The 21,378-nt window shown below is 45.8% G+C and carries 18 protein-coding genes; 17 read left to right on the top strand and 1 reads right to left on the bottom strand.

Annotated features, from left to right (window positions below):
- Positions 1-137 precede the first annotated feature (137 nt).
- From hemE to AZ46_RS20550, 8 genes are all read left to right on the top strand, one after another.
- Positions 138-1,196 (top strand): uroporphyrinogen decarboxylase, encoded by a 1,059-nt coding sequence (hemE, locus tag AZ46_RS20515; protein ID WP_029283714.1) that lies wholly within the window; start codon positions 138-140, stop codon positions 1,194-1,196.
- Between the two features lie 66 nt (positions 1,197-1,262).
- Positions 1,263-2,201, top strand: coding sequence for a ferrochelatase (hemH, locus tag AZ46_RS20520; protein ID WP_029283716.1), 939 nt, complete (start codon positions 1,263-1,265; stop codon positions 2,199-2,201).
- 81 nt (positions 2,202-2,282) lie between these two features.
- Positions 2,283-3,704: a protoporphyrinogen oxidase gene (gene hemY, locus AZ46_RS20525; RefSeq protein WP_029283718.1), complete on the top strand. Its 1,422-nt coding sequence runs from the start codon at positions 2,283-2,285 to the stop codon at positions 3,702-3,704.
- 57 nt (positions 3,705-3,761) lie between these two features.
- Positions 3,762-4,277, top strand: a complete 516-nt coding sequence (locus AZ46_RS20530) for a GrpB family protein (protein WP_029283719.1) — start codon at positions 3,762-3,764, stop codon at positions 4,275-4,277.
- 287 nt (positions 4,278-4,564) lie between these two features.
- Entirely contained in the window at positions 4,565-5,137 is a 573-nt protein-coding gene (locus tag AZ46_RS20535; protein ID WP_029283721.1) for a TetR/AcrR family transcriptional regulator, read from the top strand.
- A 75-nt stretch (positions 5,138-5,212) separates the two neighbouring features.
- Positions 5,213-7,564 carry a YhgE/Pip family protein gene (locus AZ46_RS20540; RefSeq protein ID WP_029283723.1) on the top strand — a complete coding sequence of 784 codons (2,352 nt, stop codon included), beginning with the start codon at positions 5,213-5,215 and terminating at the stop codon, positions 7,562-7,564.
- A 157-nt stretch (positions 7,565-7,721) separates the two neighbouring features.
- Complete coding sequence (locus AZ46_RS20545; protein ID WP_029283725.1) at positions 7,722-8,735, top strand: LacI family DNA-binding transcriptional regulator; 1,014 nt, start codon at positions 7,722-7,724, stop codon at positions 8,733-8,735.
- A 113-nt stretch (positions 8,736-8,848) separates the two neighbouring features.
- Positions 8,849-10,912, top strand: coding sequence for a catalase (locus tag AZ46_RS20550; RefSeq protein ID WP_029283727.1), 2,064 nt, complete (start codon positions 8,849-8,851; stop codon positions 10,910-10,912).
- Between the two features lie 489 nt (positions 10,913-11,401).
- On the opposite strand, the gene yhfH is transcribed toward AZ46_RS20550, so the two are convergent.
- Complete coding sequence (yhfH, locus tag AZ46_RS21655; protein WP_081870260.1) at positions 11,402-11,536, bottom strand: protein YhfH; 135 nt, start codon at positions 11,534-11,536, stop codon at positions 11,402-11,404.
- A 192-nt stretch (positions 11,537-11,728) separates the two neighbouring features.
- Here yhfH and AZ46_RS20555 point away from each other — a divergent pair, with 192 nt between their 5' ends.
- From AZ46_RS20555 to aceA, 9 genes are all read left to right on the top strand, one after another.
- A complete protein-coding gene (locus AZ46_RS20555; RefSeq protein ID WP_029283729.1) occupies positions 11,729-12,469 on the top strand; it encodes an MBL fold metallo-hydrolase in 741 nt (246 codons plus the stop codon).
- Between the two features lie 12 nt (positions 12,470-12,481).
- The gene (locus AZ46_RS20560) at positions 12,482-13,471 is read left to right on the top strand and encodes a lipoate--protein ligase (protein WP_029283731.1); all 990 of its coding nucleotides are present in this window, start codon (positions 12,482-12,484) and stop codon (positions 13,469-13,471) included.
- Positions 13,472-14,136: 665 nt separating this feature from the next.
- Positions 14,137-15,693 (top strand): fatty acid--CoA ligase family protein, encoded by a 1,557-nt coding sequence (locus AZ46_RS20565; RefSeq protein ID WP_029283733.1) that lies wholly within the window; start codon positions 14,137-14,139, stop codon positions 15,691-15,693.
- Between the two features lie 17 nt (positions 15,694-15,710).
- Positions 15,711-16,481, top strand: coding sequence for an enoyl-CoA hydratase-related protein (locus tag AZ46_RS20570; protein ID WP_029283735.1), 771 nt, complete (start codon positions 15,711-15,713; stop codon positions 16,479-16,481).
- A 285-nt stretch (positions 16,482-16,766) separates the two neighbouring features.
- A complete protein-coding gene (locus AZ46_RS20575) occupies positions 16,767-17,318 on the top strand; it encodes a helix-turn-helix domain-containing protein (protein ID WP_029283736.1) in 552 nt (183 codons plus the stop codon).
- Between the two features lie 17 nt (positions 17,319-17,335).
- On the top strand, positions 17,336-18,055 hold the full coding sequence (locus AZ46_RS20580) for an AzlC family ABC transporter permease (protein ID WP_029283738.1): 720 nt from the start codon (positions 17,336-17,338) through the stop codon (positions 18,053-18,055).
- Positions 18,045-18,350 (top strand): AzlD domain-containing protein, encoded by a 306-nt coding sequence (locus tag AZ46_RS20585; protein WP_029283740.1) that lies wholly within the window; start codon positions 18,045-18,047, stop codon positions 18,348-18,350. Before AZ46_RS20580 ends, AZ46_RS20585 begins: the two co-directional genes overlap by 11 nt.
- 77 nt (positions 18,351-18,427) lie before the next feature.
- Entirely contained in the window at positions 18,428-19,693 is a 1,266-nt protein-coding gene (locus AZ46_RS20590) for a M48 family metallopeptidase (RefSeq protein WP_029283742.1), read from the top strand.
- A 293-nt stretch (positions 19,694-19,986) separates the two neighbouring features.
- Positions 19,987-21,270, top strand: coding sequence for an isocitrate lyase (gene aceA / locus AZ46_RS20595; RefSeq protein WP_029283744.1), 1,284 nt, complete (start codon positions 19,987-19,989; stop codon positions 21,268-21,270).
- Positions 21,271-21,378 lie beyond the last annotated feature (108 nt).

The raw sequence follows: 21,378 nt of genomic DNA on the forward strand, positions 1-21,378 counted from the left end.
TAATTGTGAAATCTATACAACAAGGTGTGAAACAGTTATAGTGTAAGAAGCAAAAACATAGGGAAGGCGCGGTTTGCCTGCGCAGCGCTGTTTCTATTTGGGGAACAGCTTACATAGAAAGGTGGATTTGAGGATTTATGACGGATTTGCAGTTTAATGATACATTCCTTAAGGCGTGCAGAGGGGAAAAAACAGATCACGTTCCGGTATGGTATATGAGACAGGCAGGTCGTTCGCAGCCTGAATACCGTGCGATTAAAGAGAAATACAGTCTGTTTGAAATCACGCATCAGCCTGAGCTGTGTGCCTATGTGACCAGATTGCCGGTGGAGCAGTACGGCGTAGATGCAGCGATTTTATATAAGGATATCATGACACCGCTTCCATCAATAGGGGTAGATGTTGAAATCAAGTCCGGCATCGGACCGGTCATTGACAATCCGATCCGCTCTTTCGCAGATGTTGAAAAGCTTGGAGAAATTGATCCTGAAAGCGATATTCCATACGTGCTTGATACGATCAAGCTTCTGACGCAGGAGCAGCTGAACGTGCCGCTGATCGGATTTGCGGGAGCTCCCTTCACGATGGCAAGCTACATGATCGAGGGCGGACCGTCAAAAAGCTACAATAAAACAAAAGCATTTATGTATGCAGAGCCAAAGGCATGGTTTGCTTTAATGGACAAGCTTGCAGAAATGACGATTGTCTACTTAAAGGCTCAAATTAAGGCCGGGGCAAAAGCGTTTCAAATTTTCGATTCGTGGGTAGGAGCGTTAAATGAAGCAGACTACCGCTATTATATAAAACCTGTCATGGAGCGCATTTTTTCCGCAATGAAGGAAGAAAATGTGCCAATGATCATGTTCGGAGTAGGGGCAAGCCATCTTGCACGCGACTGGCATGACCTTCCGCTTGACGTTGTCGGACTGGACTGGAGACTTCAGGTCGATAAGGCAAGAGAAATGGGTCTGACGAAGACGCTTATGGGGAACCTTGATCCGGCTATTCTTCTTGCACCATGGAACGTCATTGAAGAGCGCGCCAAGCATATTCTTGACCAGGGAATGAAGCAGGACGGCTATATTTTCAACCTCGGACACGGTGTTTTCCCGTCTGTTAATCCGGACGTTTTAAAAAGACTGACCGCTTTCATTCATGACTATACAAAAAATGCCAAGAGTGCGCGGAGCATCTAATTTGGAATCCTGACCTCAGGAATGGCAAAATAAGAATCAGAACGAATCCAAAAGAGGTGTATGAAAATGACAAAGAAAACAATGGGTCTTCTTGTAATGGCATATGGAACGCCATATAAAGAAGAAGACATTGAACGCTATTACACACATATCAGACACGGCCGCACGCCTGCTCCTGAGATGCTGCAGGATTTAAAAGACCGCTACGAGGCAATCGGCGGCATTTCGCCGCTCGCTAAAATTACGCTTGATCAGGCCAAATCACTGGAAGAGCATTTAAATGCCGTTCAGGACGAAGTTGAATTCAAAATGTACCTTGGACTGAAGCACATCGAACCATTCGTTGAAGACGCGGTGAAACAAATGAAAGAAGACGGCATTGAAGAAGCTGTCAGCATTGTTCTAGCGCCACACTTCTCAACATTCAGCGTCAAGTCCTACAATGGACGGGCAAAGCAGGAAGCCGAAAATCTCGGCGGACCGGCTATTACGTCTGTTGAAAGCTGGTACCAAGAGCCTAAGTTTATAGATTACTGGGCGAAGAAAGTAAAAGAAACCTATGCGCAGATGACAGAAGACGAACGCGAAAAGGCTGTTCTGATCGTCTCTGCCCACAGCCTTCCTGAAAAAATTATCGCTGCAGGCGATCCATACCCTGAACAGCTGCAGGAGACGGCAGACCTAATTGCAAAAGCAGCCGGCATCACGAATTATGAGACTGGATGGCAGAGTGCAGGCAATACGCCTGAGCCATGGCTTGGACCTGATGTTCAGGATCTGACAAGAGCCCTTTTTGAACAGAAAGGGTACCGGACATTCGTATACATTCCAGTTGGATTTGTAGCAGATCACCTTGAGGTTCTGTATGACAACGACTATGAATGCAAAATTATTACAGATGAACTGGGTGCAAATTATTACCGACCTGAAATGCCGAATGCAAAGAAAGAGTTTATTGACTGTCTTTCAACCGTCGTTCTTAAAGAACTCGGCATGAAAAAGTAGAAATGAAGCGGAGTTTCAGCAAGTGAAGCTCCGCTCAAATATGTGATGCACAAAAGTAAACAAAAAAGAAGGCGATAAACAATGACTGGCAAAAAGAAAAAAGTTGTCATCATTGGCGGGGGAATCACAGGATTATCCGCGGCATTTTACATGCAAAAAGAAATACGCGAACAAAACCTGCAGGCTGAGACGGTTCTTATTGAATCAAGTCCCCGGCTTGGCGGAAAAATTCAGACGGTTCATAAGGACGGCTTTATTATCGAACGCGGGCCGGATTCTTTTCTTGAGCGAAAAACAAGCGGACCTCAGTTTGTAAAAGACGTAGGACTGGGTTCAGAGCTTGTCAATAACGCAACGGGGAGATCATACGTACTTGTAGGAGACCGGCTTCATCCGATTCCGGCCGGTGCTGTTATGGGCATCCCCACACAAATTATGCCGTTTGTCACAACAGGCCTTTTTTCCGTTCTTGGAAAAGCACGGGCTGCAGGCGACTTTATCATGCCTGCCGGCAGAGAGCAGGGCGACCAGTCATTGGGTCACTTTTTCAGAAGGCGCCTTGGAAATGAAGTGGTTGAGAATCTGATTGAACCGCTGCTTTCAGGGATTTATGCCGGAGATATAGACAAGCTGAGCCTCCTGTCGACCTTCCCGCAATTCCATAAAGTAGAGCAGGATCACAGAAGCCTCATACTGGGAATGAAAAAAGGGCTTCCTGCATCAAACCAAAAGCATGAGCCTTCCAGAAAGAAAGGCATTTTCCAGACCGTCAAAGGCGGACTTCAAAGCTTGGTCGACGCTGCCGAAAGTAAGCTGACAGATACGCGGATACTAAAAGGAATCAAAGTTGAGGCCATTGAAAAATCAGGTGCCCAGTATTCCTTAAAGCTAAGCAGCGGCGAGAGGATGGAAGCTGACGCTTTAATTGTGACCACGCCTCATCAGCACACTGCAGGCATGCTTCCGGACAAGGAAAACTTTCAGTACATGCAGGAAATGCCTTCTACTTCTGTTGCAACAGTAGCCATGGCTTTCCCCGAGGATGCTGTCTCGATTGAAGGAAACGGCACGGGATTTGTCATTTCCAGAAACGGCGATTATACCATCACAGCCTGCACCTGGACCCACCGCAAGTGGCCGCATACCGTTCCAAAAGGAAAAGCGCTTATCCGTGCATACGTAGGAAAAGCAGGTGACCAGGCCATTGTTGAACAGCCGGATCACGAAATCATTTCAGCTGTCCTGGAAGATTTGAATAAAATCATGAAATTGGATCAAAAACCTGAATTCACCGTCGTTTCAAGATGGAAACAGGCCATGCCCCAATACAACGTGGGCCACCAGGAAGAAGTCCACAAAATGAAAGAAAAAATCATGAACAACTATCCCGGCATGTTCCTGGCCGGTGCCTCCTATGCAGGAGTAGGCATCCCCGACTGCATCGACCAGGGAAAATCAGCCGTCTCGCACGCATTGGATTATTTGAAAAAGGCAACTCTTTAAAAAGGGTTGTTTTTTTATATGCACTATTACTGGATCAGCTCAATCAAGGAGAAAAACGTGGATAAAGAAATTATTATAGAAGAATACAGCATGAATTGGTCGAGGCAATTCGAACAAGAAAAGAAAAAGCTTAACGATATTCTAAGGGACAGGGTTCAATCCATTGAACATATAGGAAGTACAGCCGTTGAGGGCCTTGGAGCCAAACCTGTCATAGATATTGCTGCTGGAGTAAATAATCTGGAGACAGTTAGTGAATTTATCAAACCTTTAAAACAATTAGAGTATGAATTTGTTTACCATAAAGAGTTTCCAGAACGACGTTTTTTTAGAAAAGGCCGGCGGAGAGCAGGTACACACCACTTGCACTTTTATGAATTTGAAGGAGAGCACTGGAATAATCAGCTTTTGTTTAGAAATTACTTAAGGGGAAATCCTGATGATGCAAGAAAATATTATTACCTTAAAATGTACCTGGCAGAAAAGTACCGATTTGACAGAGTTGCTTATACGGAGAATAAAGCTTCTTTTATCCAAAATATATTGCAAAAAGCGAGGCCCTCAGAGATATAGCAAAGCACAAAACTCCAGTGGACTGCAGCGGAGGGCACTTGACTCCTGCGGGAAATAGAGGGCACTGAAGATCCCGCAAGCGCAGCGAGGAAGCTTCAGGCACTCCCCGCGGAAAGCAAGTGACCGGAGCGGAAGGGAACGGGTATAATTTCTAACACATGAAGCATGAAAATATTGACTCGAATTTCTCTGTAACAGCAGTTGCTTCTTTAAAAAATGTATGATATATTTCTTTTTGTACTAAATGACCAAAAATGTCATTCGGTCATTTTTAGGAGGTGAGAGGGTTGAGCGTGGACCGCAAACAGCTTATTTTAGAAGCAGCAACAAGATCATTTACCCACTATGGCTATAAGGCAACGACAATGGATTCTGTTGCAAAGCTCGCAAATGTGGGAAAAGGAACGATCTATACCTTCTTTAAAAACAAGGAAGAGCTGTTTGATGAGATTGTCTCATCTTTGCTGACGGAAATGCGGGTTGCTGCTGAAGAGGCAATGGATGAAGATCTTCCATTTTTTGAAAATGTTCATCGTGCCCTGTACAATCTGCTTGAATTTCGAAAAAAGCATCAATTCACGATTAAAATTTTTCAGGAAAGCACTGATGTCGGCACACCTGCCGTTCAGGAAGTCGTTCAGAGGCTTGAAAAAATGATCCTGCAGTTTATCGCTGCCAAAATAGAAGCAGCTGTAAATAAAGGAGAACTCCGGGAGTGCAATCCTGAAGTAACAGCATTCGTGATGCTGAAACTATATATTTCTCTCATTTTTGACTGGGAAAAGCACCATGAACCGCTTGAGAAAGAAGAAATTGCGCATTTATTTGAATTATACTTACTCAAAGGATTATCAACATAGATGGTCCTATCTTTTTGGGAAAAAGTGACCAATTGAACAAATTGGTCAATATGTATTAAATTAGGAGGAAATGCAATGAGTTTAATGGCTAAAGAGTGGAAAGCGTTAGTTTCCAACAAAAAAGTGCTGATTCCGGTCCTTGCTGTTTTATTTATCCCGCTCATGTATGCAGGGATGTTCCTTTGGGCGTTCTGGGATCCGTATGAGCAGCTAGATCAGCTTCCTGTCGCCGTAGTCAACGAAGATACTGGAGCTGATTATGAAGGAACAGAGCTTCAAATTGGATCTGAGCTTGTTGATAATTTGAAAGCAAATCCAAAGTTCAAGTGGGAATTTGTTTCAAAAGATGAGGCTGTGAGAGGCCTTGAAAACGAGCAGTACTATATGATGATTGAAATACCCGAGAATTTTTCAGAAAATGCGACAACACTGATGGACGAGGATCCTCAGTCACTTGAGCTGAAATATGTTCCGAATGAAGGCTTTAACTTCTTGTCAGGGCAAATTGGCGGAACAGCCGTTGCTCAAATTAAAGAAGAAGTCTCAAATACCATTACGAAAACCTATGCGGAAAGCATCTTTGAAAACATTGACAAACTTGCAGACGGACTTGGCGATGCAAGTGAGGGAGCAGGCAAGATTGATGAGGGTGTCATCGACCTGAAAGGCGGTTCAGCTGAACTGAAAGAAAAGCTTGAGCTGCTTGCAGGAAAATCGATTACGTTTAAGGACGGATTGAATGACGCTTCTGCCGGAGCAAAGAAACTGGCAGACGGAGCCCAAAAGCTAGACAGCGGTCTGGGACAGCTTCAGGACGGGAGCGGGAAGCTTTACAGCGGATCAATGAGCGCTGAAAAAGGAGCTGCCCAGTTGAACGAAGGTCTTGGAACGTCTCTGTCCGGAATGAAAGAGCTTCAGAGCAATGTTCCGAAACTTACTGCCGGGGCAGAAGGAATCAGTGCCGGAGCGGGTGAATTATCCGGAGGCCTTAACCGCCTTTCTGACGGAAGCACGGCATTAGCTGCCGGAGCAGGTGAATTATCTACAGGGCTGGATAAGCTTTCTGCCGGTAATCAGGCTGCCTATAAGGGAGCCGGAGAACTCTCTGCAGGCCTGACACAGCTGAATGACCAGCTGGCAGTCATGCTGCCGCAAATTGAGAAGCTTCCTCTTCCGGAAGCCGAGAAACAAAAATTGATTGAAGCAGCAAAAGGCGTCAGCCAGCTTTCTGAAGGAAGCAAACAGCTGGAGTCAAGTCTTGGCCAGCTTTCTGCGGGCGCTGCCGATGCACAAAAGGGAGCAGCTACTATTGCAGATAAAAGTGCAGAGCTTTCAGCAGGAGCCGGAAAGCTTCAGGAAGGTGCTTCCAAGCTTTCAAGCGGTTCTTCTGAACTTGCAGCAGGCCAAAAGAAAGCAGAAGAAGGCATCAATCAGCTTGTGGCCGGACAGGAAAAACTGTATGCGGGCTCAGGCGATCTATTGAGTGGTCAAAAACAATTAACAGAAGGACAAAAGACTTTTAATCAGGAATTCGCGAAAGCTAAAGCCGGCTCCGCTGAACTTGCTGCCGGCAATAGTGAACTCGGCTCCGGAATTTCAAAGCTTGCTGAAGGATCAGGTGCGCTTCAGGACGGCACAAACAAGCTTGCTGACGGTGCCGGAAAAGTGGACGAAGGCGTTGGCAAATTGTCTGAAGGGACAGGCGAGCTGTCATCAAAACTTGGTGACGCAGCAGAGGAAACAAAAGATGCCGGCGGCTCAGATGAAACCTATGACATGATTTCAGAGCCGGTAAAAGTAAAAGATGAAAAAATCAACGCCGTTCCAAACTACGGAACAGGTTTTGCGCCATACTTCCTGTCACTCGGACTATTCGTTGGGGCCCTGCTGCTTTCCATCGTATTCCCGTTAAGACAGGCAGCAGGAACGCCTAAGAGCGCAATTGGCTGGTTCATGAGCAAGTTTGGTGTTCTGGCAGCAGTCGGAGTTATCCAGGCCTTGCTTGCCGATGCGGTTTTACTCTATGGACTTGATATTGAAGTACAAAGTGTTCCATTGTTTATTTTATTCAGCATCATCACAAGCCTGGCATTCCTTACACTGGTTCAATTCTTTGTAACATCACTCGGAGATCCGGGAAGATTTGTGGCTATTATTATCCTGATTCTTCAGCTTACTACAAGCGCCGGAACATTCCCTCTTGAATTGATTCCAGAGCCATTGCAGATCTTTAATGCATGGCTGCCGATGACCTATACGGTTTCAGGTTTTAAAGCGGTCATCTCATCAGGTGATTACAGCTTTATGTGGCAGCAGGCAGGTATCCTCGGCATCTTCATTGCAGCGATGATTGCCGGAACGATTGCCTACTTCTTCATGGCCATCAGAAAAAACAAGAACAGCTTAACAGAGAAAGCTGCAGCATAATCTTAAACACCCGAAGCGAAAAGCTTCGGGTGTTTTTTGCAATGGAAAAATCTATAAAACTATTATTGAAAGCCCTTACATTTTAACATATAATAGAAAAATGAGAACGATTTCACTGTGTGTACGCTGATCGTTCGCAAGATGAGGAGGAGTGAACGTGTCTACAATCGAGGATGTGGCCAGACTTGCAGGACTTTCAAGGACCACTGTTTCCCGGGTCATCAACAATCATCCGTACGTTTCCGATTCGAAGAAAAAGGTTGTCTTAGAAGCAATGGATGAGCTTGGTTATGTTCCGAATTCATCTGCAAGAAGTCTTCGAAATCAAAAAACTGAAATTATTGCCGTTTTTATACCGCGGGTGCTGAATCCCTTTTTCAGCCAATTTATCGAATCACTTGAAATGGCGTCGTCAGCCAGGAACTATCAGCTGATCGTGTGCCAGACTCAATATTCCAAATCAAAAGAGCTCACCTATTTAAACCTTCTTAAAACAAAGCAGGTGGATGGTGTGATACTGGCATCCCTGGAGAATGACTGGAGCAAAATCGAGCCATTCACCGATTACGGTCCGATTGTTCTTTGCAATGAGTTTGAAGAGGACGCATCTGTGCCGATGATCAGGCTCGATCAGACATTTGGCGGATACATAGCAACCAAGCACCTGATTGAACAGGGACACACCCATATCGGCTATTGCTGCGGCGGGCACAGAAGCAACGTTGCCAAAGAACGGGAAAGAGGCTTCAGGCAGGCACTGATGGAAGCGGGATTAACGTTTGATGAAAATGCCGCATTCCGGAATGCCTTCAATATCGAAGACGGAAAACGTGTTTTTCATGAGCTGGCTGCTTTGGAGAATAGGCCGTCCGCTCTTTTTACCGGAGCAGATGAAGTGGCCGCAGGCGTTATTTCTGAAGCGAAAAAAAACGGCTGGAGCATTCCTTCTGACCTTGCAGTTGTGGGATTTGATAACCAGGCCATCACAGAACTGCTCGATCCTATGATTACAACCGTTCAGCAGCCTGTCTGCGAAATGGCTCAAAAAGCCATGGACATCATGATTGAAAAAATAAACAGAAAATCATACGCTGCCAGGGAAGTCTATCAGTTTCCGCTTAAACTGATTATAAGAGATTCAACGGGCGGCAAAAAGCTCGCAAACGTTTAATAGAGTAAGGCACCAGCCAGAGGCTGGTGCCTTTTTATGTGCATGCGCCATGAATGTTTACTGGAAAGAAAATAGTGGTAATTCAAAAGGGTGACTATTACTGTACGGAAGGGATGAGAAATTTGGACAAGCAGAGTAAAAACAGCAAGGATGAGCAGCTGGAAGCATACCGGGTTGATGATAAAGACGGGAACATGACCACCAATCAGGGGCTTAAGGTTTCAGATGACGAGCATTCTCTAAAAGCTGGCGATCGCGGGCCCACACTGATGGAGGACTTTCATTTCCGGGAAAAGATGACCCATTTCGACCACGAGCGGATTCCGGAGCGCGCTGTCCATGCAATGGGCTACGGGGCACACGGGTATTTCCAGGTATACGAGCCGATGAAGGAATTTACGATGGCGGGATTTTTGCAGGATCCTTCGGTTAAAACACCTGTATTCGTACGGTTTTCAACGGTGGCTGGCTCAAAAGGGTCTGCAGATACAGTCAGGGATGTCAGGGGATTTGCCGTGAAGTTTTATACGGAAGAGGGAAACTATGATCTGGTCGGGAACAATATCCCAGTCTTTTTCATCCAGGATGCGATTAAATTTCCGGATCTCGTCCATGCGGTAAAGCCGGAGCCTCATAATGAAATGCCCCAGGCCTCATCTGCGCATGACACGTTCTGGGACTTCATTGCCAACAATCAGGAATCGGCACACATGATGATGTGGGCGATGTCTGACCGGGCGATTCCCCGCAGCTACCGGATGATGGAAGGATTCGGCGTACATACATTCAGGTTTGTCAATGAGGAAGGAAAAGCACGATTTGTAAAATTCCACTGGAAACCGAAGCTCGGCGTGCATTCTCTAGTATGGGACGAAGCCCAGAAGCTTGCCGGAAAAGATCCTGATTTTCACAGAAGAGATCTTTACGAATCCATCGAGAACGGTGACTATCCAGAATACGAGCTTGGAGTTCAGATGATTGAGGAAGAGGACGAATTCAAATTCGACTTTGATCTCCTTGATGCAACGAAACTATGGCCGGAGGAAATCGTACCCGTTAAAATCATCGGTAAAATGACGCTCGACCGCAATCAGGATAATGTGTTTGCCGAATCGGAGCAGGTTGCGTTCCATCCGGGACATGTCGTGCCGGGCATTGATTTTACAAATGACCCGCTGCTGCAGGGGCGTCTCTTTTCCTACACAGATACACAGATTACAAGACTTGGCGGTCCGAACTTCCATGAGATTCCGATCAACCGTCCTGTCTGTCCATTTCATAACAACCAGCGGGACGGCATGCACCGCATGACCATAAACCGCGGTCAGACGGCCTACCATCAGAACTCGCTTGCCCAAAACGCTCCGCGTCCTGCAACGCGGGAGCAAGGCGGATATGTCCACTATCAGGAAAAAGTGGATGGACGGAAGATCCGCCAGCGCAGCGAGAGCTTTAAAGATCATTTCTCGCAGGCTAAGCTGTTCTGGAACAGCATGACAGAAGTTGAAAAGCAGCATATGATTTCTGCCTTCCGCTTTGAGCTCGGCAAAGTAAAAAGCAAGAGCGTTCAGCAGCAGGTCGTTCATATGATCAGCTGCATTGACAGCACACTTGCCGGTGAAGTGGCTGAGGGGATTGGCGCTTCGGTGCCGAATGAGCAAACGGAATCAGGCGTCACTCTTGAGTCTCCGGCACTTAGCCAGGAAAAAACGGTCAAAGTTCCCGATACGCGCAAAGTGGCAGTGCTTGCTGAAGACGGCTACGATTCGGCTTCCCTGAACGCTTTTATTAGTAAGATGAAAGAAACAGGAATGATGCCTGAAGTCATCAGCCATACGCTGAGTCCGCTGAAAAGTGAGGGCGGCGAAGAGCTTGAGGTTGATCATACCTTCCTCACAAGTGATTCCATTCTGTTCGACTCATTTTATGTAGCGGGCGGGCAGAAGAGTAAAGAGCTCCTGCTCGGCAAAAAAGACGCCGCAGCATTTCTAAAAGAAGGATTCAGTCATTTTAAGCCAATTGGAGCTGCCTATGAAGCTGCAGAAGTACTTGAAGCAGCGGGAATAGCTAATGGTCCCGGCGTTATTGTAGCAGAACAATCACAAGATCCGGCGGTATTCTCTGATGCATTTATCAGTGCAGCAGCCGATCACCGTCATTGGGATCGGGAAGTTTGACGATGGAGACACTGAGAAATCAGTGTCTTTTTTTTCTATTTATAGGGGTTTGTATGTTCACGTTTGTTTTGCAGCATTTTATGGTCGTGGATTATAGAGAAAGTGCTGTAAGCGGCGGTTAAGCGCACAAACGCGGTTATGGAAAAGGAGAAAGTGTTGTTAAAGGCGGTTAAGAACACTAACGTGGTTAGGAAGAAGAGGGAAAGTGCTGCAAGCGGTGGTTAAGCGCATAAACGCGGATATAGAAAAAGGAGAATTTTGCTGTTAAAGGTGGTTAAGAACACTAACGTGGTTAGGAAGAAGAGGGAAAGTGCTGTAAACGAAGGTTAAGCGCACAATCGTAGCCCCCAAAAATAGCAAAAGTGTTGTAAACGGAGTTTAAGAACACAAACGTAATTAATGAAAATCGAGAAAGTGCTGTAAAAGTCCGCAAAAAAAAGAAAGGACAATGTATCCTTTCTCAAAAATATAGGTATAGGATCGGTATGGTTACAGGCTGCCGACGTTCATGCACTTATCGCAAGTATTGCCGTAGCACTCGTGCTGCTCTTCAATCTTTTCCCCGCACTCAAGACATTTTTTCGCCGGCAGGTTTTTGAAAAATTCAGTCATTTTAACTAACATTGGTATCCCCTCCAAGTTGTTATTACACACATTGTATTATAACAGATAGAGGTATGTCAACATCTGTTTTGTAACAATGTGCTTCTTTTCAAAAAATGGGCTGCTGTCTGCATGTTTATAGTGGCCTCAGCTTGCGCTTATCAGCGGAAAATGGGTATATTGTAAGATAGGAATGAGCGAGGGAGGATTCACATGAAAATAACGGTTGTTGGTTTTTGGGGAGGATTTCCTGCTGTTAATGAAGCTTCTTCCGGATACCTGTTTGAATCAGATGGTTTCCGGCTCTTAGTTGATTGCGGAAGCGCGGTTTTATCCCAGCTGCAGAATTATGCAAAACCGGAAGAAATCGATGCGGTAATTCTGTCTCATTATCACCATGATCATATTGCTGATGTAGGGCCGCTGCAATTTGCCAGACTTGTTGGATCCTTTATGAATAAAAGCAGCAGGACGCTGCCTATATACGGCCATTCAGCTGATGCAGAAGCATTTGCAGGGCTTACATACAAAGAAGTAACGGCAGGGAAAGCATATAATCCGGAAGAATCCATCCAGATTGGGCCTTTTCACATCCGTTTTATGAAAACAAAGCATCCGGTAGACTGCTATGCGATGCGGATTTCGGATGGTTCATCAGAAGTAGTTTACACGGCTGACTCAAGCTACAGAGAAGAGTTTGTGCCATTTTCAAAAGATGCGGATCTTCTGCTGTGCGAATGCAATTTTTACGGAGATATGGACGGCTCGTCGGCCGGGCATATGAACAGTCTTGATGCCGGCAAACTTGCTGAGCATGCTTCTGTAAAGGAACTGATCCTGACTCACCTTCCTCATTTCGGAGAAGTGTCAAATCTCGTAAGTGAGGCCGAAACGATTTACAAAGGTCCTGTCCGTCTTGCAGCATCCGGCCTGCAATGGACAAAGGGCAATTAGGAGGAAAAGTACATGCTGTTTATTGATAATAAAGGAATAACGGATCCGAGAATCAATCTGGCCATAGAAGAGTATTGCCTGAAAAATCTTGATCCTGAGCAATCTTATTTGCTTTTTTACATTAACGAACCTTCCATTATCATCGGAAAAAATCAAAATACTATTGAAGAAATCAACACAAAGTATGTGGAAGAGCAGGGTCTTCATGTTGTGCGGAGGCTTTCAGGCGGGGGTGCGGTTTATCATGATCTTGGAAACCTGAACTTCAGCTTTATTACAAAAGATGACGGAGACAGCTTCCACAACTTCAAAAAATTCACTGAGCCTGTGACACGGGCATTGAAGCGTCTTGGTGTAGATGCAGAGCTGAGCGGCCGCAATGATATCCTTGCTGAAGGCAGAAAGATTTCAGGAAATGCCCAGTTTTCTACAAAGGGCAGAATGTTCAGCCATGGAACGCTGCTGTTTGATTCGGAAATGGAAAACGTCGTGTCCGCGCTGAAAGTGAAAAAGGACAAGATCGAATCAAAAGGAATTAAATCCATTCGCAGCCGTGTGGCAAACATCAGTGAATTTCTTGAAGAGAAGATCACGATTGAGGAATTCAGAGAACTGATTCTGCGCTATATTTTTGATACAGACGGCGAAATTCCGCAATACGTTTTAACGGAAGCGGATTGGGAAAACATCCATGCTCTTTCTGAGGAACGCTATCAGAACTGGAACTGGAATTACGGCAAATCGCCATCCTTTAACCTCCAGCATTCCCACCGCTTTCCGATCGGACAGATTGACATCCGTCTGGAAGTGAAGAAAGGCAAAATCGAAAACTGCAAAATCTTCGGAGACTTTTTCGGAGTGGGTGATGTTGAAGAAATCGAAAACCTTCTCACCGGCCTGCAATATGACCGTTCTTCCATAGAAACGGCTTTGAGGGACACAGATATCAAACATTATTTCGGCAATATTGAAAAAGAACAATTTATTGAGCTTATTTATTGAGCGTGAAGGGCGTCCTTTTTTAGGGCGCTTTTTTATTGATTGATGGGAAATATGCTGCTCAGATTATCTCCTCGGCACGGCCTTGGTTGTCCTGGAATGGAAATAACCCTTCATCGAGATCCACTCTGTGCGAATGTCACAAAGCCGCGTGGAAATGACCCTTCATCGAGATCCACTCTGTGCGAATGTCACAAAGCCGTGTGGAAATGACCCTTCAGCATAATCAAATCTGTGCGAAGGTCACAAAGGCGCGTGGAAATGACCCTTCATCGAGATCCACTCCGTGCGAAGGTCACAAAGCCGCGTGGAAATGACCCTTCATCGAGATCCACTCTGTGCGAATGTCACAAAGCCGTGTGGAAATGACCCTTCAGCATGATCAAATCTGTGCGAAGGTCACAAAGGCGCGTGGAAATGACCCTTCAGCATGATCAAATCTGTACGAAGGTCACAAAGGCGCGTGGAAATGACCCTTCAGCATGATCAACTCTGTGCGAAGGTCACAATCCGTCATAGAATCTCCCGCGTTCACAATTCAGCAAATTTCTCCCATATCCGCCAAGCCGTTTGTTGAGAATTTTTCCGTCATAAAATATAATAGATTTATAGTTTTAAATTTTTAGAAAATGAATGGCTGTTCATTCATTTTCGCAAGGGGTGGGAGAATGAATTTACTATCACAGCTGTCTCTGTCTGCACAGAAGTACGGAGGCAAGCCGGCGTTTATTTTTGAAGGGAAAGAAACGTCGTACGGGGAACTTGATGTGCTGATCAGCAAATTCGCTGACAGTCTGCAGCAGCTTGGGGTCAAAAAGGGGGATCATCTTGCGCTTGTGCTTGGCAATTCTCCGTATTTCGTGATTTCTCTTTATGGGGCAATGCGTGCGGGGGCTACGGTTATACCAATCAATCCAATTTACACACCGGATGAAATCGGGTACATATTGAACAATGGTGATGTAAAGACAATTGTCACACTTGATGTGCTGCTTCCGCTTTTTGAAAAAATGAATGGGGTTCTGCCTCAGGTCGAGCATATTATCTCATGTGAAACACCGCCGTCAGAAGCAAAGAGCGGGTTAGATGCGTCTTCGCTGTCAATCAGCCCAAAATTGAAATCGTTTACAAGTATTGTAGCCCAAGCTGGCGCAAACCCGGCTGAAGTTACGCTTGAAGACGATGACACGGCTGTCATTCTCTATACATCAGGCACGACAGGAAAGCCGAAAGGTGCTATGCTGACGCATAAAAACCTGTACAGCAATGCACGTGATGTAGGTTCTTACTTGAAAATGAACGACGGGGACAAAGTCGTGGCGACACTTCCAATGTTCCACGTATTCTGTCTGACGGTTTCGCTTAACGCGCCGCTGATCAGCGGTGCGACACTGCTGATCGTTCCGCGCTTTAGCCCTGCTGAAATCTTTAAGCTTGTTAAAACGTATGAAGCAACTGTTTTTGCAGGAGTGCCGACGATGTATAATTTCCTTCTTCAGCATGAAGGCGGAGACAAAGAGGATCTTCGGACCCTCAGATTGTGCATTTCCGGCGGAGCTTCGATGCCGGTTGCTCTATTAAAAGGATTTGAACAGAAATTTAATGTCGTTGTGTCGGAAGGGTATGGCTTATCGGAAGCTTCTCCTGTTACCTGCTTTAATCCGCTGGACCGTCCGAGAAAGGCCGGATCTATTGGGACAAACATTTTAAACGTTGAAAACAAAGTGGTGAATGAGCTTGGTGAGGAAGTGCCTCCAGGACAGGTAGGGGAACTGATCGTCAAGGGCCCGAATGTCATGAAAGGCTACTATAACATGCCTGAGGAAACAGCCCATACGATTCGCAATGGCTGGCTTTACACAGGGGATCTTGCGACGATGGATGAGGAAGGCTATTTCACAATTGTCGACCGCAAGAAAGATATGGTGATTGTCGGCGGGTACAATGTTTATCCGCGCGAAGTGGAGGAAGTTCTCTACAGCCACCCGGGTGTAGTGGAAGCTGCGGTTGTCGGCGTGCCTGACCCGAATCAGGGAGAAGCTGTGAAATGCTTTGTAGTTGTAAAAGACAAATTAATGACAGAAGAAGGGCTGAAAGCGCACTGCCGCGAGCATCTGGCGAAGTATAAAGTCCCTGGCTCCATCGAATTTCTGGAGGAGCTTCCAAAGAATACGACTGGAAAAATCCTGCGCAGAGCACTTAAGGATCAGGTACTTCAAAAATAGCCGGGGGGAAGTCTGTTTTGACAAATATTCTATACTCTGTGGAAAAAAATCTTGCGGTCGTTACGCTGAACAGACCGGAAGTGTTCAACTGTTTCAACTACGAAACGCTTCTTCAGCTTGAGGAGGCAGTAGAAGATATTCGGACAAACGAGGAAGTAAGGGCCGTTATTTTTACAGGGTCAGGAGATAAAGCCTTTTGTGCCGGAGCTGATTTGAAGGAACGAAAAACGCTGACTGATCAGCAGGTGAAACGTAACCTTTTTAAAATAGGAGAAGTTTTCACAAAAATCGATGCCTTGCCTCAGCCGACTATTGCAGCCATCAATGGCTATGCATTCGGGGGCGGCATGGAGCTTGCTCTGTCATGTGATTTCCGAATCATAGCTGATGGAACGTCAGTCGGCCTTACAGAGACTGGACTCGGAATTATTCCGGGCGCAGGCGGAACGCAGCGTCTCCCGAGAATCATTGGGGAGGCAAAGGCGCTGGAGCTGATTTTAACTGCGAGGAAAATGACTTCCGAGCAGGCAGCAGCCTATGGACTTGCCTTGAAAACGGCTCCGAATGCGCTCGAAGCGGCTAAGGAGCTTGCTGAGGAAATTCTTAAAAATGCACCAATTGCCCTGCAGCAGGCAAAGTTTGCCGTTAAACAGGGAATGAATGCAGATCTTCAGACCGGCCTTCATATTGAACGCAAAGCATATGAAGTCACGATTCCGACGGAAGACCGCCTCGAGGCATTAGCCGCGTTCAGCGAAAAAAGAAAACCCGTTTTTAAAGGAAAGTGAGAAAAAAGCAGCCTGAGGCTGCTTTTTTCTTGTTTATCAAATAATAAAGAATAATAGGGCTGTGGATAACATAACAAAGTTATCATCGGCAAGCGGAAGCGCCTAGATCCTCTGTCAGAACAAATCCGTCAAAAAAGTCAAAACCGGACTTTTCCGCCGGATTCTTATCTGCCTATCGGATCTGACCAAGGCGCTTCCGCTTTTGTTATTATGTCTGAATATTTCCTATTGTTCAAAATATTATACAAATGTATACTATAAAAAACATATTGAAAGGAATTAGATATGAAATCCTTGCAGGAGCAGATTGGCTACAACTTAAAAAGCATCAGGAAAATGCGGCAGTACAGTCTTGATCAGCTTTCGGGCGTCACAGGAGTGAGCAAGGGGATGCTTGCCCAAATTGAAAAAGGGCAGTCAAGTCCGACCGTCAACACGCTGTGGAAAATCGCTAACGGCCTCGGGGTATCTTTTTCATCTCTTGTTGAGGAAGAGACCTCCGGAATCTCGATTGTCCGCAGAGAAGAAAAGGCCGCTTTGCAGGACGTAAACGACAAGTATCATGTATTTCCTTATTTTCCTTACGACCAGCAGAAGAAATTTGAAGTGTTTCTGCTTGAGCTTTTGCCGGGCTGCCGGCATGTATCGCAGCAGCATTTGAGCGGAGCGGAAGAATACATGTTTGTCAGTGAAGGGGAAATGGCTGTTTCAATTGGAGACGATTACTATGAACTTGTAAAAGGCGATTCAATGAAATTCACAGCTAACCGGGAGCATGTATATGAAAATAAGACAGAAGCGGTTTCATCATGCTTTCTGCTTATCTATTATCCATAAGGAGAGGAGTAATCAGGATGGCGGAAACAGCGTTTATAAGAAAACAGACGCACTTTTCAGAGGGAATGGCAGCGGGACTCAGCATTGCGATCGGGTATATGCCGGTGGCGCTGACATTCGGCCTGCTTGCGGGGGATACAGGACTGACCCTTTCTGAAACGGTGATGATGAGCATTTTTGTGTTTGCAGGTGCCGCACAATACATATCGCTCAGCCTGCTTGCGGCAGGCACGGGCATTTTTGAAATTGTGTTTACGACGTTCATTGTGAACATCCGGCATTTCTTAATGTCAGCCTCTCTGAATGAAAAGGTGGAGGAGGACAGTCTTTGGAAAAAGGCTCTTTACTCATTCGGCATCACAGATGAAACCTTTTCCGTAGCTTCGGTTAAAGAGGGAACGGTATCTGCGGGATATATGTTCGGGCTTATTTTTATTTCATACTCAAGCTGGGTTGTTTTTTCCGGTGTCGGCCATATGATTGGCGCAAATCTTCCGGAGACCCTGCAGGAAAGAATGTCGGTTGCGCTTTATGCGATGTTTATCGGGCTGCTCGTCCCGTCAATGAAAAAGCAGCGGAAGGTCGTGTTTTTAGCGGGAGCGGCAGCCATTTTTAATTCCGTTTTCTATCTGACAGGCTCTCTTTCAACAGGCTGGTCAATTGTCCTGTCCACTCTGTTATCGGCTGTCTTAGTTGAACTTGCTTATTCAAAGGGGGGCAAGCGGCATGCTGAGTAATATAATGATGATGATTCTCGGAATGGCCATTGTCACTTATCTTCCAAGAATGATCCCTCTTGTTGCGCTGAGCGGTATAGATCTGCCGCCTTTTGTTCAGAATGTATTGCGGAATGTTCCGTTTGCAACGCTCGGAGCCCTGATTTTGCCCGGTGTCTTTTTTATACAGGAGGATATTTGGTTCGGGGCAGTTGGCGCAGCGGCTGCATTTGCAGTCGCCTATTTTGGTGTGAATGTCATTATTGTCGTCATGAGTTCCATTTTAACCCTTATCGTGTACGGGCTCCTGTTTTAATCCGGACGAATAAGTTCTAACTCTGCCGCTTTCACACTACACTAGTACAAAGAGCTTGTTCGGGGGAGGACAACATCATGCGCAAATGGCTTACTGTATCAGTCCTGATTTATTTCTTATACGGCCTGTTTGTCTACTGGTATATCTATATGGGAGCGGACTCGACACTTCCGGCACAGTTCCAGGGCGGTTCAGCCGACCCGAATACGTTTATGAACAGCAGGGAGCTTACCCTTTCACAGGATTACTCTAAGCTGAGGGATTTTATGTTTTTTACAGCCGCGCCCTTTGAATGGTTTATCTTTTTTGTTGTCCTCGTTACCGGATTTGCAAAAAAGATGCAGCGCTGGGCCGAAAGTATTTCCAGGTTTTTTATTCTCCAGACGGCCGTGTTTGTTTTCGCGCTGTCTCTGCTTGTAACGCTCTGTGCTTTTCCACTTGAATGGCTGCGCTATAAAATTTCGCTGTCCTATCACATTACGACCCAGACCTTTTCAGGGTGGATGAAGGATCAGCTGATTGATTTCTGGGTGAACTGCGCATTTATGGTGCTGATTGTCGCCGTATTGTACGGCCTGATCAGAAAATTTTCAAGAAAATGGTGGCTGTTTGCGTGGATTCTCTCTGTACCGTTCAGCCTGTTCCTGATGTTCATCCAGCCGGTCCTGATCGACCCGCTGTACAATGAGTTTACGCCGCTTAAAAACAAAGAGCTTGAAACGAAGATCCTCGCGATTGCAGAGGAGGCCAATATTCCTGCAGACCATGTGTTTGAAGTGAACATGTCTGAGAAGACAAATGCTCTGAACGCATATGTCACAGGAATTGGAGACAACTCAAGGATCGTTCTCTGGGATACAACGTTAAATAAATTGAGCGAGGATGAAATATTGTTCATCATGGCCCACGAGATGGGGCACTATGTGATGAAGCATATTTATATCGGGATAGGCGGCTATCTCGTGCTCACCTTGCTTGGTCTTTATATGATCAACAGGCTCATGAACTTCTCCATCAGGCGTTACGGGCACATTCTGAAGCTTGACGGAAAAAAACAGCTTGCCTCACTTCCGCTATTACTTATGCTGCTCGGAATGCTGAGTTTTGCCTCGGATCCTTTTTCAAATATCATATCGCGCCACCAGGAAAAGGACGCAGATCTGTATGCTATTGAAATGACAGAGAATACCGAAGCTGCCGTGAGCACATTCCAGGAACTGACCCGGGCAGGTTTAAGCCAGGTCAATCCGCCGGCTATTGTGAAAGTGTTCAGATACAGCCACCCGACCATTTTAGAAAGAATCAACTATCTTGAAGAATGGGGCAGCGGGAGGGAAGAATAATAAGAAACTGATTATTACTTTTAAAAAATCCGAACTGGTTATTGGTTCGGATTTTTTCGTTTAGAGTGATACTTCCTCCTGCTTTCCTTCTGTTATCATACAGCGGAAGACTGCCTCCGCTCCTTTATGAATCGTACAAAACCCAGTTATATCAACCTTTCAGTCAATTAATTTAAAAAAATCAAAAAAATTAAAAGAAAAAGATTCCATTTTCAATCAATCTGTTATATATTAATACTATAAAATACAAACTGTATTATAACAAAACGTACAGACTATTGGAGGGACTGGAAATGACAAACGAAAGAGCGCGAAAACTGGAAGAAAGCTGGGCAATGGATGCGAGATGGAACGGAGTAGAAAGACCGTATTCGGCGGAAGAAGTGATTCGTCTGCGCGGATCGATCGATATTGAACATACTCTTGCACGCAGAGGTGCAGAAAAATTCTGGAATCTGCTTCAGACGGAAGACTATATTCATGCACTGGGAGCATTAACCGGCAATCAGGCCGTTCAACAAGTAAAGGCAGGATTGAAAGCGATTTATTTAAGCGGCTGGCAGGTTGCCGCTGATGCAAACCTTTCAGGCCATATGTATCCTGACCAAAGCCTTTATCCGGCAAACAGCGTTCCGGCCGTTGTAAAACGAATCAACCAGGCCCTTCAGCGTGCAGATCAGATTCAGCATATGGAAGGAGAAGGAGACGTGGATTGGTTCGCTCCAATCATTGCAGATGCTGAAGCAGGTTTTGGCGGACAGCTGAATGTATTTGAACTGATGAAAGGCATGATTGAAGCGGGAGCAGCCGCTGTTCATTTTGAAGATCAGCTTTCTTCTGAGAAAAAATGCGGTCACCTTGGAGGAAAAGTGCTTCTTCCTACACAAACAGCTGTGAAGAATTTGATTTCTGCCCGCCTTGCAGCAGATGTATCGGGTGTACCGACAATCATTATTGCCCGGACGGATGCTGACGCAGCAGATTTGATTACGAGCGACGTTGATCCTGAAGATCAGGCATTTATTACAGGCGAGCGCACGGCGGAAGGGTTTTTCCGGACAACAGCCGGCATCGATCAGGCTATTGCACGCGGACTTGCTTATGCGCCATATGCCGACCTTATTTGGTGCGAAACGTCAGAGCCGAACCTTGAGCAGGCTCAGAAGTTTGCGGATGCCATTCATGCGAAGTTCCCTGGAAAGCTTCTTGCTTACAACTGCTCACCATCCTTTAACTGGAAAAAGAAGTTGGATGAAGAAACAATTTCCAAGTTCCAAAGAGAAATCGCGAAAATGGGCTACAAATTCCAGTTCGTTACTCTTGCCGGATTCCATGCCCTCAACTACGGAATGTTCGAGCTCGCCAGAAAATACCGCGACAACGGAATGGCAGCCTATTCGGAGCTTCAGCAGGCTGAATTTGCAAGCGAACAATACGGCTACACAGCGACAAGACATCAGCGTGAAGTCGGAACAGGCTACTTTGATGAAGTGTCACAGGTTATCACAGGAGGCACATCCTCCACAACTGCGCTTAAAGGATCGACAGAAGAAGAGCAGTTTACGGCACAGTCCTAAAAAAAAAGCTGCTGCATCCATCGGGATGCAGCGGTTTTTTTATGCCTTTGTTCCCTCTCTGATAAAATGGTAGATATAGAACAGTATGCAAGACCGAAATTTAACTTT

The organism is Metabacillus indicus LMG 22858 (assembly GCF_000708755.2).
GTDB lineage: Bacteria > Bacillota > Bacilli > Bacillales > Bacillaceae > Bacillus_P > Bacillus_P indicus.